Annotated in this window: 12 protein-coding genes and 1 pseudogene; 8 read left to right on the forward strand and 5 right to left on the reverse strand. The window is 74.7% G+C overall.

Annotation, left to right across the window (positions count from 1 at the left end):
* Positions 1 to 291 precede the first annotated feature (291 nt).
* The 8 genes from rpmH to J5O08_RS16360 all read left to right on the forward strand — a co-directional run bounded on the left by rpmH (position 292) and on the right by J5O08_RS16360 (position 8,147).
* Positions 292 to 429 (forward strand): 50S ribosomal protein L34, encoded by a 138-nt coding sequence (gene rpmH / locus J5O08_RS16325; RefSeq protein WP_010849920.1) that lies wholly within the window; start codon positions 292 to 294, stop codon positions 427 to 429.
* Positions 430 to 442: 13 nt separating this feature from the next.
* Positions 443 to 823, forward strand: a complete 381-nt coding sequence (rnpA, locus tag J5O08_RS16330; RefSeq protein ID WP_217614327.1) for a ribonuclease P protein component — start codon at positions 443 to 445, stop codon at positions 821 to 823.
* Positions 820 to 1,143 carry a membrane protein insertion efficiency factor YidD gene (gene yidD / locus J5O08_RS16335; RefSeq protein ID WP_218707946.1) on the forward strand — a complete coding sequence of 108 codons (324 nt, stop codon included), beginning with the start codon at positions 820 to 822 and terminating at the stop codon, positions 1,141 to 1,143. Before rnpA ends, yidD begins: the two co-directional genes overlap by 4 nt.
* 19 nt (positions 1,144 to 1,162) lie before the next feature.
* Positions 1,163 to 2,422, forward strand: a complete 1,260-nt coding sequence (yidC, locus tag J5O08_RS16340) for a membrane protein insertase YidC (RefSeq protein WP_218707947.1) — start codon at positions 1,163 to 1,165, stop codon at positions 2,420 to 2,422.
* Between the two features lie 51 nt (positions 2,423 to 2,473).
* Complete coding sequence (locus J5O08_RS16345; RefSeq protein ID WP_218707948.1) at positions 2,474 to 2,986, forward strand: R3H domain-containing nucleic acid-binding protein; 513 nt, start codon at positions 2,474 to 2,476, stop codon at positions 2,984 to 2,986.
* A 2,163-nt stretch (positions 2,987 to 5,149) separates the two neighbouring features.
* Positions 5,150 to 5,926 carry a 16S rRNA (guanine(527)-N(7))-methyltransferase RsmG gene (rsmG, locus tag J5O08_RS16350; protein WP_308281670.1) on the forward strand — a complete coding sequence of 259 codons (777 nt, stop codon included), beginning with the start codon at positions 5,150 to 5,152 and terminating at the stop codon, positions 5,924 to 5,926.
* Positions 5,923 to 6,912 carry an AAA family ATPase gene (locus J5O08_RS16355; RefSeq protein WP_305764248.1) on the forward strand — a complete coding sequence of 330 codons (990 nt, stop codon included), beginning with the start codon at positions 5,923 to 5,925 and terminating at the stop codon, positions 6,910 to 6,912. Before rsmG ends, J5O08_RS16355 begins: the two co-directional genes overlap by 4 nt.
* Complete coding sequence (locus tag J5O08_RS16360; RefSeq protein WP_218707950.1) at positions 6,909 to 8,147, forward strand: ParB/RepB/Spo0J family partition protein; 1,239 nt, start codon at positions 6,909 to 6,911, stop codon at positions 8,145 to 8,147. The genes J5O08_RS16355 and J5O08_RS16360 overlap by 4 nt, the downstream gene beginning before the upstream one ends.
* 131 nt (positions 8,148 to 8,278) lie before the next feature.
* On the opposite strand, the gene J5O08_RS16365 is transcribed toward J5O08_RS16360, so the two are convergent.
* The 5 genes and pseudogenes from J5O08_RS16365 to J5O08_RS21375 all read right to left on the reverse strand — a co-directional run.
* Positions 8,279 to 9,241, reverse strand: a complete 963-nt coding sequence (locus J5O08_RS16365) for a D-alanine--D-alanine ligase (RefSeq protein WP_218707951.1) — start codon at positions 9,239 to 9,241, stop codon at positions 8,279 to 8,281.
* A 138-nt stretch (positions 9,242 to 9,379) separates the two neighbouring features.
* Entirely contained in the window at positions 9,380 to 10,720 is a 1,341-nt protein-coding gene (locus J5O08_RS16370) for a PLP-dependent aminotransferase family protein (protein ID WP_254630312.1), read from the reverse strand.
* A gap of 129 nt (positions 10,721 to 10,849) precedes the next feature.
* Entirely contained in the window at positions 10,850 to 11,191 is a 342-nt protein-coding gene (gene trxA / locus J5O08_RS16375; protein WP_218707952.1) for a thioredoxin, read from the reverse strand.
* 8 nt (positions 11,192 to 11,199) lie between these two features.
* Positions 11,200 to 12,261 (reverse strand): thioredoxin-disulfide reductase, encoded by a 1,062-nt coding sequence (gene trxB / locus J5O08_RS16380; RefSeq protein WP_218707953.1) that lies wholly within the window; start codon positions 12,259 to 12,261, stop codon positions 11,200 to 11,202.
* 97 nt (positions 12,262 to 12,358) lie between these two features.
* Positions 12,359 to 14,000: pseudogene (locus tag J5O08_RS21375) on the reverse strand (hypothetical protein); the annotation flags it as partial.

Here is a 14,000-nt window from a genome sequence, read left to right on the forward strand (position 1 = left end):
CGGCTCTGTCCACGGGGTGGGGACCGGGTTGCTGCGGGACGCGTCGGGGGACGATGCTAGTAGCCGCCCCGACCGCGCGGGAGAGGGACGGCCCGATCCACCCCGGGCCGCGGGCCTCGCGGTTTGACCCATGCGCGCGGGCGACGTAACGTTGACCAGCCTTGAGATGGCTCCTGCTGGCGTGCCCTGACGTCGGCCGCGTCCGATGACGTGGGTACCGGAGCAGTCGAGCAACGGGCACCGAGACCTGGCCGGACGTCGGCCGATGTACCGAAGTACTTGGAGACCATCGTGAGCAAGCGGACCTTCCAGCCGAACAACCGGCGTCGCGCCAAGACCCACGGCTTCCGTCTGCGCATGCGGACGCGTGCCGGCCGCGCGATCCTCGCCGCCCGCCGGCGCAAGGGTCGCGCCGAGCTGTCGGCCTGACCCACCCGACGCGGTGCTGCCCGCCGCGCACCGGATGCGCCGGTCCGCCGACTTCGAGCGGGCCGTGCGTGGCGGTGCGCGCGCCGGGCGGAGCACGCTGGTGGTGCACCTCGTGACGCGAACCGACCCCGGACCTGGTCCGGCGGTCGGTTTCGTCGTGTCCAAGGGCGTGGGCAACGCCGTGACCCGGAACCGGGTCAAGCGGCGGCTGCGCGCCCTGGCCACCGAACGGCTCGGCACCTTGCCGGCGGACGCGGACCTGGTGGTGCGTGCGCTCGCGCCCGCCGCCGAGGCCGACTACGCCACGCTTGGGCGCGAGCTCGACGGGGCGCTGCGGACCGCGTCCCGGCGCCGAGCCGAGCGGGCCGCTCCCGCCCCGGGCGCGTCCCGATGACCGCCGAGCGGGGGGAGCGCGGTGCCGTCGCCCGGGCCGTGCGCGCCGCGGTGCGGCTGCCGCGCCGCGTGCTGGTCCTGCTGATCCGCGGGTACCAGCGCTTCCTGTCCCCGCTCACTCCGCCGACGTGCCGGTTCTACCCGTCGTGCTCCGCGTACGCCGTGATCGCCCTCGAGCGGCACGGCGTCATCCGGGGCACGCGGCTGGCGGTCTGGCGGATCCTGCGCTGCAACCCGTGGAACCCGGGCGGCGTCGACGACGTTCCACCGGCGGGGTCGCACCGTCGACACCCGCACGACGCGGTCGCCGCCGCGCACTGACCACCTGGAGAAGTCCACGATGTCCTGGTTCGACAACATCCTGTACCCGATCATGGTCGCGGTCGCCTGGATCATGGTGCAGTTCCACTCGCTGCTGACCTGGCTGGGCCTCGACCCGGCCGGCGGTGCCGCGTGGGGCTTCTCGATCGTCGGCCTCGTGATCGTGATGCGGATCATCCTGATCCCGCTGTTCTTCAAGCAGATCAAGGCGTCCCGCGGCATGCAGATGCTCGCGCCGGACATGAAGAAGATCCAGGCGAAGTACAAGGGGAAGACGGACCCGGCGTCCCGCGAGGCCATGAGCCGCGAGACGATGGAGCTGTACCGCAAGCACGGCACCAACCCGTTCTCCTCGTGCCTGCCGATCCTCGCGCAGTCGCCGATCTTCTTCGCCCTGTTCCGGGTGCTGAACTCGCTCCCGCAGCTGGCGGCCGGCGACTACCCCCGCGCGAACCTCGGCCCGCTGACCCAGGAGCTCGCCGCGCAGGCCGAGAGCGCCAGCATCTTCGGCGCGCCGCTGTCGGCGACGTTCATGAACGCCGCCCAGTTCGGGGATTCCGCGGCGAACGTGCGCTGGGTGACGATCCTGCTCGTCGTCGCGATGTCCCTCACGACCTTCACGACGCAGCGCCAGCTCACCATGAAGAACATGCCGCCGGCCGCCCTCGAGGGCCCGATGGCGCAGCAGCAGAAGATGCTCATGTACGTCTTCCCGCTGATCTTCGCCTTCTCCGGCGTGAACTTCCCGATCGGTGTCCTCATCTACTGGACCACGACCAACCTGTGGTCGATGGGTCAGCAGTTCTACACGATCCGGAAGATGCCGGCGCCCGGGTCGCAGGCCGAGGCGGCGCTCAAGGCACGCCAGGCCAAGAAGGCGTCGCACAAGGGCCTCTCCATCGAGGAGTCCGACACCCTCACCATCGAGGAGAAGCCGGTCGGCGGGCAGCGGCAGCAGCCCGTGGGCAAGGCGCGCGCGAAGAAGCAGCGGCCCGCCGGCACCTCGGGTGCGGCGACGGGCAGCGCCCCGGCTCCGACGTCGGGCACGACGGGCGGCGCGGCGAAGGCCGGCGGTCCCGCTGCCGGCACGGCGAGCAAGGGCGGGACGCCCAAGGCGTCCGGGTCGGGCTCCGCGACGGGCGGGAAGCCCGCCGGTGCTGCCGGGTCGAGCCAGGCGCCCTCGGGCAAGAAGAAGCGGAGCGGCACCGGCCAGGGGGCCGGCGGTTCGGCGCAGAGCCGCCCCGGCTCCACCTCGCCGGGTACCTCGACCGACGACTGAGACCTCCGCGCCCCGGCGCGACCCCGACCCTCCCAGCAAGGAGAGCCCCACATGACCACTCCCACCGACGCCGCCGGTGAGGCCGGCGCCGTGACCCGCCTCGAGGAAGAGGGCGAGATCGCGGCGGACTACCTCGAGGAGCTGCTCGACATCGCCGACCTCGACGGCGACATCGACATCGACGTCGACCACGGCCGCGCCGCCGTCGAGATCGTCGCGGAGGAGGGCACCGAGCGTGCGCTCCGCAAGCTGGTCGGCGAGGACGGCGAGGTGCTCGACGCGCTGCAGGAGCTGACCCGGCTCGCGGTCCAGGCGAAGACCGGCGACCGCAGCCGGCTCATGCTCGACGTCGCCGGGTACCGGGCCGGCCGCAAGACCGAGCTCGTCAAGGTGGCCGAGGAGGCGATCGCGCAGGTGCGGTCGTCCGGAGCCGCGGTGTCGCTCGACCCGATGAACCCGTTCGAGCGGAAGGTCGTGCACGACGCCGTCGCCGCCGCCGGGCTGACCTCGGACTCGGAGGGCGTGGAGCCCGAGCGGTACGTGGTGGTGAAGCCGGCGAGCTGAGGCTCGCGAGGCGCTTCCGCAGGAGCTCACGAGAGGCCGGTCCCGAGGGGGACCGGCCTTTCGCGCTTTCGGAGCCCGGCGCTCAGGGCCTCTGGGGGAAGTCGTTTCAGCGTGAACGTACGGCAGAATCATGCTGGTCACTGAGAAGCCGCCACCGTCCGTCTTTCTGATGGGGTCGGGCGCGGGCGCCAGGATCGCCCGGCGCGACGAGCGAATCGCCCCTCGGCTCGCGCGGACGAGGTGGGGATGGAGCGCGGGACCGCTCCACGAGGCGTGCTCACCGGGGGCGGTGCACGGGAGATCCTCGACGTCGGACGAGGCGGTCGCTCGGCCTGGTCTCACGTCTGCGTCGCGTCCCCGATCGACGGCCCGCTCCGGCTGCTCGGGAGGGCAGGCTCGGGGCCCGGCGGGCCTTCGGTGAGGTTCGGCGCCCCTCCTGAGTGTGCACGGCTGGCGCTCGGAACGGCGAGGGCGTTCCACGCGAGGGCCCCTTCGCGGCGGTGGCGGGACCACGCGCACACGACCTGGGCCCTTCGGGCGGCGGGTGTGCTGGAAGCACGGGTGTTCCACGTGGAACACCCGCTTGCCCGACTGGGCGCGGCTCATCGGGGGAGGACCGCCTTGTGCCCGGCTCGTGCCCCGAGTTCCGCCGCGAGGGAGGTGCCCGAGCTCCGTGGGCGGGCGCTCGCCGGTACGGCCCAGCGGGAGGCCTCGGCCTGGGGGCGTAGCCGGTGGGCTGCCGCACGCCGCGTGCGGACCTGCCCGCGGAGGCCGACCTGCACCGCAACGGAACGGCCGCGGTGACAGTCGCGCGCTGGGCGCGAAGGCTGGTCCGCGCGGGCTTTCGATCGGCGCACAGACGTCGTCGCCCGCCAGGCGGGCATAGGGGTGGGAGGCGCTGTGGGGCCGTGACGTCAACTGCGCTGCCGGAACCTGTGAGGTGGCACCGGGTGGGACCGTGACCGTCTGAGCCGTCGCGTCGGGCGCCGGCTCGTGTCCAAGCGCGTCGCTGTTCCACGTGGACCATCGACACACGACGTCACAACGCGTGGCTTGGTCAGTCGGCGGGTGACCGGTGCTGTCTCGCCGCCCGGCCGGTCGTGTCCCTGCTGGTCCGTGCTGAGTCTCCTGGCCCATGCTGCGTCTCATGACCCCTGGTGCGTCTCCTCGCCTGTGCGGACGGAGCGGGGCGCCCGGACTGCTGAGCCAGGGCGGGTGGGGGAGAGCTTCCTGGCGTGGGCAGTAGGGAGAGAATCACCGAGCCTGGCGGTCGCTTTCCGCGCACCCCGTGAGCTCCTCCCGGCAGCCACGCGGTGGCGTGAGCCACACGCGCGTGGCAGGCGCAAGGTCAAACGTGCTGACCTGAGGCTCGGCCTCTCTGGACTCGACTGAGTGCCCGTTTCACGTGGAACCCGGCGCCGGCGATTGCGCGACGAACCAAGGCGAGAAGGGCCGCCATTCGGCGCGCGCTCCTCCCGACGCTCGCGGCTCAGACCCGCCGCCCCTACCCCGTAGGTTCGGAGCGGGGCGTGGACCGGGCGTCGGCCTTCGCACGCTGGCACCCGCCGTGGAACGGGAGCGGTCGGCCGACTTTCGGTGGTCGTCGTCGCCCTCGCCGTTGTCGTCGTGGTGGTGGTGGTGCTCGTCGTCAGCAGAGCCGGCGCGAGCGTCGGACATCCGCCTCGCGGTTCCACGTGGAACAGCACTGACAGCTGCACATCCGGCAACAGTCGGCCACGCCCGCTCGGTCCGGCCCTCCGCGCGCACAGAGAACGACGCGACGTTCTACGTGGAACGTCCCGCTCACTGAACGCACCCCGCTCGGCGTCAACGTCCCACGTGGAACCACACCGCTCCGCGTCGACCCGAGTCGACCGCTGCCATACCGGACCGTCAGAACGCCGTCCGGGCACCCACCACCGGCCGACGCCACCCTTCACCCTGCCGGGCGGTCCCGCGCACGCGGCGCAGCACGCCCCGCGAGGCGAGAGCCGTCGCCATCCCGCGCGCTCCGCCGCACCGTTCCACGTGGAACAGCGCCGCGCCACGGCCCGCACGAGCGCGGGGACCGTCGGACCCGCGCGGTAACGTAGAGGCATCACGTGCGCACCGGTTCCGAACAGGCCACCGCGCACCACCCGATCCCGAGACCAGGGGAGTGCTGTGCGGCCTGAGTCCGCCCCCGCGCGCGACGACGAGCGGCCCGACGCGCCCGTCGACCCGTTGGACGGCGACCCTCGCCTGCCCGAGCACTTCGGCGCGGCGTGGCCGTCGGTCGCCGGATTCCACGCGATGCTCCGCGACCAGGGAGTCCTCCGCGGGCTCGTCGGGCCGCGGGAGGTCGCGCGCCTCTGGGAGCGGCACGTCGTGAACTCGGCCGCCGTGGTGCCGTTCCTCCCGGAGGCCGGGACCATCGTCGACGTCGGCAGCGGGGCCGGTCTCCCGGGGATCGTCGTCGCCGCGATGCGCCCCGACGCCGAGGTCGTGCTCCTGGAGCCCATGGAGCGTCGCACGGACTGGCTGACGGAGGTCGTCCAAACCCTCGGCCTCCCGAACGCGCGCGTCCTCCGCGGACGGGCGGAGGACCAGGTGGGCGAGCTGCAGGCGGACGCCGTCACGGCCCGCGCCGTCGCGGCCCTGGACAAGCTGTACCCCTGGACTCTGCCGCTCCTCAGGGTCGGCGGTCGTCTCGTCGCGCTCAAGGGCGGCCGCGCGCAGGACGAGGCGGAGGCTGCCGTCCAGGTCGGGGAGCGGTTCGGCGGGGGGCCCGCGGCCATCGAGGTCGCGCCCACGCTGCCTGGTCTGGAGCCGACGAGCGTGGTCGTGGTGACCCGCACGAGCACCGGCACCGCGTCCGCGGCCCCGCCGGCGCGTGTTTCACGTGGAACGGAGGGCCGGTCGCGCCGACCGCGCCGCTCGACGAAGGGACAGGGCGCGTGACGACCAACCCGACCCGCTGGGAGATCGAGGACCCGGACGAGCGGCGGCGCGCGGCGCTCGTCGAGAGCCTGCCGCCCGCGGACGAGGACACGCCCCTGATGGCGGAGCTGCGTCAGGACGCGCGCCGCCGCATCGAGCTGCGGGGCCGCACCTTCCCCCGGCCCGACCGCACCCGGGTGATCACGGTCGCGAACCAGAAGGGCGGCGTGGGCAAGACCACCACCACGGTGAACCTCGCCGCGGCCCTGGCCCAGTCCGGCCTGCACGTCCTGGTCATCGACAACGACCCGCAGGGCAACGCGTCGACGGCCCTGGGGGTGGACCACCGGGCCGGCGTGACCTCGGTGTACGACGTCCTCGTGGACGGCACGCCGCTCTCCGAGGCGGTGTACCCCAGCCCCGACGTGCCGAACCTCTGGTGCGCCCCGGCGACGATCGACCTCTCCGGCGCGGAGATCGAGCTGGTGTCGATGGTGGCGCGCGAGACGCGCCTCCGGAACGCGGTGCACGCCTACCTGGAGGAGCGCGACCGGCGGGGCGAGCCCCGGATCGACTACGTGCTCGTGGACTGCCCGCCGAGCCTCGGCCTGCTCACCGTGAACGCGTTCGTCGTGGGCGACGAGGTGCTCATCCCGATCCAGTGCGAGTACTACGCCCTGGAGGGCCTGAGCCAGCTGCTCAAGTCGATCGAGCTGATCCAGGCGCACCTGAACCGCGGCCTGCACGTGTCGACGATCCTGCTGACCATGTACGACGGCCGGACGAACCTCGCGCAGCAGGTGGCGCAGGAGGTCCGGGAGCACTTCCCCGACAAGACCCTCCGGACGACGGTGCCCCGGTCGGTGCGCGTCTCGGAGGCGCCGTCCTACGGGCAGACCGTCCTGACGTACGATCCCGGCTCGAGCGGCGCGCTGGCCTACCTGGAGGCGGCGCGCGAGCTCGCCGAGCGCGGCACCACGGCCGACAGGAAGAAGGAGGACGCGTGAGCGAGAAGCGGCGAGGTCTCGGGCGCGGCCTGGGAGCGCTCATCCCCACCGGGGCGGAGCCCCGCGAGGGGGACCGGCCCGTCGACGTCTTCTTCCCGGACCGCACGACCTCGGACGACCGCGACGGTCGGCCGACGCCGGACGGCAGCGAGGCTCGTGACGACCTTTCCGACGCTCTGAGCAGCGGGAACGGTCACCTGGCAGTCGATGCGCCCGCAGCGGAGGCCCCGGCGTCCCCGGCCCCCACCACCCGGTCCAACGGCCGTAAGGGGGTCCCGTCGCTCACGGTGCGGCAGCCCACGCGCACCCGGGCCCGCACGGCCGCCGAGCGCGCCGTCGAGCGCGCCGTCGAGTCGGACCCCGCCGCTGTCCCCGTGCCCCCGATGCCGCCCACCGCCGAGGTCGACGACCTCGTCCCCGTGCCCGGCGCGACCTTTGCCGACCTCCCGGTGACGGCCATCCGGCCGAACCCGCGGCAGCCGCGATCGGTCTTCGACGAGGACGCGCTGGACGAGCTCGTGGGATCCATCCGCGAGATCGGCGTGCTGCAGCCCGTCGTGGTGCGCGCCGTCGACGACGGCTACGAGCTCATCATGGGGGAGCGGCGCTGGCGTGCGACCCAGGCGGCCGGCCTCGAGACCATCCCCGCAATCGTGCGGCAGACCGAGGACGGGGACCTGCTGCGTGACGCGCTGCTGGAGAACCTGCACCGGTCCCAGCTCAACCCCCTGGAGGAGGCGGCCGCGTACCAGCAGCTGCTGGACGACTTCGGCTGCACGCACGACGAGCTGGCGCAGCGGATCCACCGCTCCCGCCCGCAGATCTCCAACACGCTGCGCCTGCTCCGGCTGCCCCCGCTCGTGCAGCGCCGGGTCGCCGCGGGCGTGCTGTCCGCCGGCCACGCCCGCGCGCTGCTGGGCCTGAGCGACGGCGCGGCGATCGAGCGCCTCGCGCAGCGGATCGTGGCCGAGGGGCTGTCCGTGCGGGCGGTGGAGGAGATCGTCGCGCTCGGGGCGGAGGACGGGAAGCCCAAGCAGCGCCGTCCGCGCGCCGGGCTGCGGAACGAGGCGCTCGACGACCTCGCGAGCCGGCTCTCCGACCGCTTCGAGACCCGGGTGAAGGTCGACCTCGGCAAGCAGCGGGGCAAGCTCACGGTGGAGTTCGCCTCGGTGCAGGACCTCAACCGCATCCTGTCGAGCCTCGCGCCCGACGACCCGGGCATCCTGCGCTCCTGACCGCCGGGCGCACCGCGGGCGCCCGGCCGGTCCGAGCGACGCTCAGCGCCCCGCTGACGCCACGAGGCGCCGGCACCCCTCCCCGGGGTGCCGGCGCCTCGTCGTGCGGCTCCTGCGGGGACCGGGCGGCCTCAGCGCCCCGACAGCCCCGCCTCGACGAGCCGCCGGTACAGCGTCGGCAGGTGGTGCCCGCCGGCCTCGGCGCCCTGCGGGAACAGCGACGTCTCCGTCATGCCCGGGGCGACGTTCACCTCGAGGAACCACGGCTGCCCGTCCGCGTCGATGATGAGGTCCGTGCGGGACAGGTGCCGCAGGCCGAGCACCCGGTGCGCGAGCACCGCGGCCTCGGCGGCCCGCGCCGCGAGGTCGTCGGTGAGGCGCGCCGGGGCGAAGTACTCCGTGCGCCCGGGGTTGTACCGGGCGTCGTAGTCGTAGGGTCCGTCGGTGACGACCTCGACGGCCGGCAGCGCGACGGGCGAGCCGTCCAGCTCGACGACGCCGACCGCCACCTCGACGCCCTCGACGGCGCGCTCGATCAGCGCGGTGTCGCCGTAGGCGAAGCAGGCGACCATCGCGCCGGGCAGTTCCTCGGCAGTGCGGACGAGGGTCACGCCGAGCGCGGAGCCGCCCCGTGAGGGCTTGACCACGAGCGGCAGGCCCAGCTTCGCGACCACCGCGTCCATGACCCGGCCCGCGCCGAGCTCCCGGAACAGGCTCTGGGGCAGCGTGACGAACTCGGGCGTCGCGATGCCCGCCCGGGTGACGGTCGTCTTGGCGATCGGCTTGCTCCAGGCGACCCGGCTCGCACGGGGGCCGGTGCCGAGGCTCGGCACGTCCAGCAGCTCGAGGACGTCGCGCACCGAGCCGTCCTCGCCGCTCGCGCCGTGCAGCAGCGGCCACACGAGGTCCGGGCGGGTCTCGGCGAGGGCGGGCACCAGATCGGCGTCGACGTCGTGCACGGACACGTCGACCCCGGCGGTGCGCAGTGCCTCGGCCACCCGCCGGCCCGAGCGGATCGAGACGTCCCGCTCGTGCGACAGGCCGCCCGCCAGGACGACGACGCGCGGAGAGGCGGGGACGGGGTCGTGCGGCACGGTTCGGGTCCTCCTGGTGCGGCCGCGGGGGCCGGTCGTGGACGGGCGGTGTGGTGGTGCCGGTGCGCGGGCAGCGGGCGCCGCCCCGACCGTACCGGGTCGCGGGCCGCGTCCGGTCGGGCCCGGCCGCGCCCCGCGTCAGGCCAGGTCGGGGCCCGGGGACTGCACGTCGCCGCGCGACGCGCCGCCGCCGGTGCCGAACAGCGACACGAGCTCGCTCTCGGCCGAGACGACGCCCGCCAGCCGGCGGACGCCCTCCCGGATGCGCTCCGGGGTCGGGAAGCAGAACGACAGCCGCATGTGGTCGGTGCCCTGCCCGTCGAAGTAGAACGCCGTCCCGGGCACGTAGGCGACGCGGGCGGTGACGGCGCGGGGCAGCATGGCCTTGGCGTCCAGGCCCTCGGGCAGCCGGACCCAGGTGTAGAAGCCGCCGTCCGGGACCGTCCACGTGGCGTCGGGGAGGTGCTCGGCGAGGGCGCCGATCATCGCGTCCCGGCGCTCGCGGTACAGCTCGCGGAAGGCCTTGACCTGGCCCCGCCAGTCGCAGGTCGCCAGGTAGGCGCTGATCGCCAGCTGGGAGGCGTTCGAGGGCGACAGGATCGCCGACTCCGAGGCCAGCACGAGCTTCTCCCGGACGGCGTGCGGGGCGACGGCCCAGCCGACCCGGTAGCCCGGGGCGAACGTCTTGGAGAACGAGCCGAGGTAGATGACGCCCTCGTCGCTCATCGACCGCATGGCCGGCAGCGGCTCGCGGTCGAAGCCGAGCAGGCCGTAGGGGTTGTCCTCGAGCACGAGGACGCCGTAGCGCGCCGCGATCTCGAGGATCCGCGGCCGGCGCTCGGCCGAGAGGGTCACCCCGGCCGGGTTGTGGAAGTTCGGCACCGTGTACAGGAACTTGACCCGGCGGCCCTGGCGGGCCAGGTCGGCGAGCGTGGTCTCCAGCGCCTCGGGGATCAGCCCCTCCGCGTCGAGGGGCACGTGCACGACGTCGGCCTGGTACGCGCGGAACACGCCGAGCGCGCCGACGTACGACGGGGCCTCCGCGACGACGACGTCGCCCGGGTCGACGAACAGCCGGGTCACGAGGTCGAGCGCCTGCTGCGAGCCGGTCGTCACCACGACGTCGTCGGGGTGCGCCTCGATGCCCTCGAGCCGCATCACGTCGAGGATCTGCTCCCGCAGCGTCTCGTCGCCCTGGCCGGAGCCGTACTGCAGGGCGGTGGTGCCGCGGGTGGCGACGACGCGCTGGGCGAGGTCGCCGATCACGTCCAGGGGGAGGCCCTCGAGGTACGGCATGCCGCCCGCGAGCGACACCACCTCGGGGCGGTTCGCGACGGCGAACAGCGCGCGGATCTCGGAGGCGCGCATGCCGTGCGTGCGCTCGGCGTACGAGCCGAGCCAGCGGTCGAGCCGCGTGCCGGCGGCCGGGGTCGGGTGGGGGCCCGACGCCATGCCGTCGGGCCGCTCGAGAGCGGTCATCTCCCGAGTGTGCCACGCCACTCCCGGCACCCCCCGCCCCGTCCACCGCGGGCGCGCCGGACGCGCACGAAGCCTCCCCGTCCGGACGGGCGGGGAGGCTCCGGGGTCAGCGGGCGGCGCGGGGCGCCGTCACCAGGTGGCGATCTCGGCCAGCGCGCCGTCGAGCTCGGCCGCGTAGGCACGCTTCTCGCGCGCCCCGACCAGCGTCCGGACCAGGTCGCCCTGGTGGAAGACGTACAGCGTCGGGATCGAGACGACGTTGTACCGGGCGGCCAGGTCCTGCTCCGCCTCGGTGTCGACCGCGACGAACCGGAGCCGCCCCGCGTAGGTGACCGCGAGCTCCTCGAGCACGGGGGTCACCATGCGGCACGGCACGCACCAGTCCGCCCAGAAGTCGACGACCACGGGCAGCTCGGACCGCAGCACCTCCTGCTCGAAGGTGCCGGCGGTCACCGCGAGGGCGGCGGACACGCCCGGGCTCAGTGCCCGGCGGCGGCTGCGGCCGAGGCGGTGTCGGCGCCCTGCGCGTCCAGCGCGTCCGCGGCGTCGACGTCGGCCTGCTCGACGGCGGCGGGGATCTCGGCCGGGGAGGCCGGGTCCACGTCGCCGAGCGCGGCCAGGTAGTGCTGCGCGTCGAGCGCGGCCGAGCAGCCCGAGCCGGCGGCGGTGATCGCCTGGCGGTAGGTGTGGTCGACCGCGTCGCCCGCGGCGAACACGCCCGGCAGGTTGGTCCGGGTGGACCGGCCCTCGACGACGATGTAGCCGTTCTCGTCCAGGTCGACCTGGCCCGCGAGGAGCTCGGTGCGCGGCTCGTGGCCGATCGCGACGAACACGCCGGTAGCGCCGTGCTCGCGGGTCTCGCCGGTCACGGTGTCGCGCAGGGTGACGCCGGTGACCTTCTCGTCGCCGTGGATGCCGACGACCTCGGAGTTCCACGCGAACTGGATCTTCGGGTCGTTCTTGGCGCGGTCGGCCATGATCTTCGACGCCCGGAGCTCGTCGCGACGGTGCACGATCGTCACCGACTTGCCGAACCGGGTGAGGAAGGTGGCCTCCTCGACGGCCGAGTCGCCGCCGCCGACCACGATGATGTCCTGGTCGCGGAAGAAGAACCCGTCGCAGGTCGCGCACCACGAGACACCGCGGCCGGAGAGCCGCTTCTCGTCGTCCAGGCCGAGCTCGCGGTACGCGGAGCCGGTCGAGAGGATGACGGCGCGGGCGCGGATGGTCTCGCCGCCGCCGGTCACGATCGTCTTCACGGGGCCGGCGAGGTCGAGCTCGACGGCGTCGTCCCAGAGCACCTCGGCGCCGAACCGCTCGGCCTGCTTCTGCAGGTTGTCCATGAGGTCGGGGCCCAGAATGCCGTCGGGGAACCCGGGGAAGTTCTCGACGTCCGTGGTGTTCATGAGGGCGCCGCCGGCGGTCACCGACCCGGCCACCACGTAGGGGGCCAGGCCCGCGCGCGCCGCGTAGATCGCGGCGGTGTACCCGGCGGGGCCGGAGCCGACGATGACGATGTCGCGGACGGGGGTCTCGGTCACGGTGCTTCCTCGAGGTCGGGGAACTCTGCTGTCGCTGCGGAGAACAGATCCTAGGCGCGGGATGTTCCGCGCCGCGGTGCTGCCTGGTCAGGCGGGGTCAGGACACCGCGAGGTTGGTGATCTCGATGCGGTTCTGGCCGTCAGGCGTCTGCGCGAGCGAGGGGAACCAGAGCACGATGCTCTGCGTCTCGGTCGGCTGGGCGAGGGTCAGGACGGTCTGCGGCGCGAGCGCGCCGGAGGCCAGGACGTCGCCCGCCGTCGGGTTCGCGGCGTCGGTCGACCGGACCTCCACGGCGCCGCCGGACCCGTTGACGTCGAGCGTGATCGCCGTGACGGTCGCGGGGGCCTGCAGCGTGATGACGAGGCCGACGGCGTCCTTGAACCCGGCGTAGTCGGGCCGGTTGTACGTGTGGGTGTACCAGGAGGTCGCCGGGTCGCCGTCGGTGAGGCGGCCGACCAGCTCCTCGTGCTCCCCGTCGCCGTCGGACGGGTCGATGCTGTTGACCGCGGCGACGACGGGCGGGGCGGCGGCCGGTGCCTGCTCCTCGGCCGGGGCCTCCTCCGCGGGCGCCTCGGCGGCCGGGGCCGACGTCGCCGGCGCGGGGGCGGCCTCGGTGCCCGAGTCGCCCGGCGAGCTGAACGGCGACAGCACGTTGCCGATCGCGATGACGACGCCGACGATCACGGCCAGCGCGACGCCGCCGAGCACCCACCGCGTCGGGTCGATGCGCCGCTGGGACACGGGAACGGCCCGCTCCTCGGCGGGGAAGGGCAGGTCCCACGCCGGGCGGTCGGCGGGGGCGTCGGCGGGCACGTCGGCCGCCGGGGTCGGCTCGGAGCCGAACGACGGGAAGACGGGCGGCTCGTCGGCGGCGGGGACGGCAGGGGTCCAGCCGTCGGCGGGGGCCGCGGCGGCCGGTGCGGTGTCCCCGGCGGCAGGGGAGGCAGCCGGTGCGGCGGCGCTCGAGGCCGAGGCGGCGGCGCCACGGGCCGTCGTGCGGCCGAACACGGAGCTGGTGCGGCGCACGGGAGCGACGGCGGTGGTGGCCGTCCCGTCGGCGGCGTCGCGCGCGGGCTCCGTGCGGGCCGGCTTCTCGCCGACGCCCGTGATCCCGGCGACGGCGAGGTCCGCGGCGTCGGGCTCGTCGTCCCGGGGTGCGGGCTCGGCGGGTGCGGGGTCAGCAGGCGCGGCGGACGTGGGCTCCGCGGGTGCGGGCTCGGCGCGCGTGGGCTCGGCGGATGCGGCCGAGCGCTGCTCGGGGGTGCCCGGGCCCGACTCGCCGTCCTCGGTGGTCGCCGTGCCGGGTCGCGTCGCGGCCGTGGCCGCCGCGGTGCTCGGCTCGGTGGCGGGCGCGGGCTCCGCCGGCGACCCGGATCGGGCGGGCGGGACGGCCGGCGGGGCGTCGGCGGGCGAGCGGGGTGCGTCCGCGGGAGCCGCGGCGCCGACTGCGCCGGCTGCGGTGCGCGAGGTCGTGCCGGTCGACGCCGTCGCCGCAGCGTCGGGAGCGGCGTCCGCGGCGGGGTCGGTGCCCGCGGGCCGGGCGGCGGGCACCGCCGGGGTCCCGCGGGTCGAGGTGCGGACCGGGCCGCGGGCCGCCGGGGGGATGGACGCCGGCCTGCCGGACGGGGGGATCGCCGGCGGCGGGGTCCCCGGGCGGCGCGCGCCCGCGCTGGTCGCACCCGACCCGAAAGCGGAGCGCACCGACTGCCGGGCCACGCCGCCCGCCGCGGCACCCGCG

It is taken from the genome of Cellulomonas sp. PS-H5 (assembly GCF_019265565.1).
Taxonomy (GTDB): Bacteria; Actinomycetota; Actinomycetes; order Actinomycetales; family Cellulomonadaceae; genus Cellulomonas.

Excerpts from the sequence above, each read along its gene's own strand:
- J5O08_RS16345 (WP_218707948.1), top strand. The coding sequence starts at position 2,474 with ATGACCACTCCCACCGACGCCGCCGGTGAGGCCGGCGCCGTGACCCGC.
- J5O08_RS16370 (WP_254630312.1), bottom strand. The coding sequence starts at position 10,720 with ATGACCGCTCTCGAGCGGCCCGACGGCATGGCGTCGGGCCCCCACCCG.
- yidC (WP_218707947.1), top strand. The coding sequence starts at position 1,163 with ATGTCCTGGTTCGACAACATCCTGTACCCGATCATGGTCGCGGTCGCC.
- yidD (WP_218707946.1), top strand. The coding sequence starts at position 820 with ATGACCGCCGAGCGGGGGGAGCGCGGTGCCGTCGCCCGGGCCGTGCGC.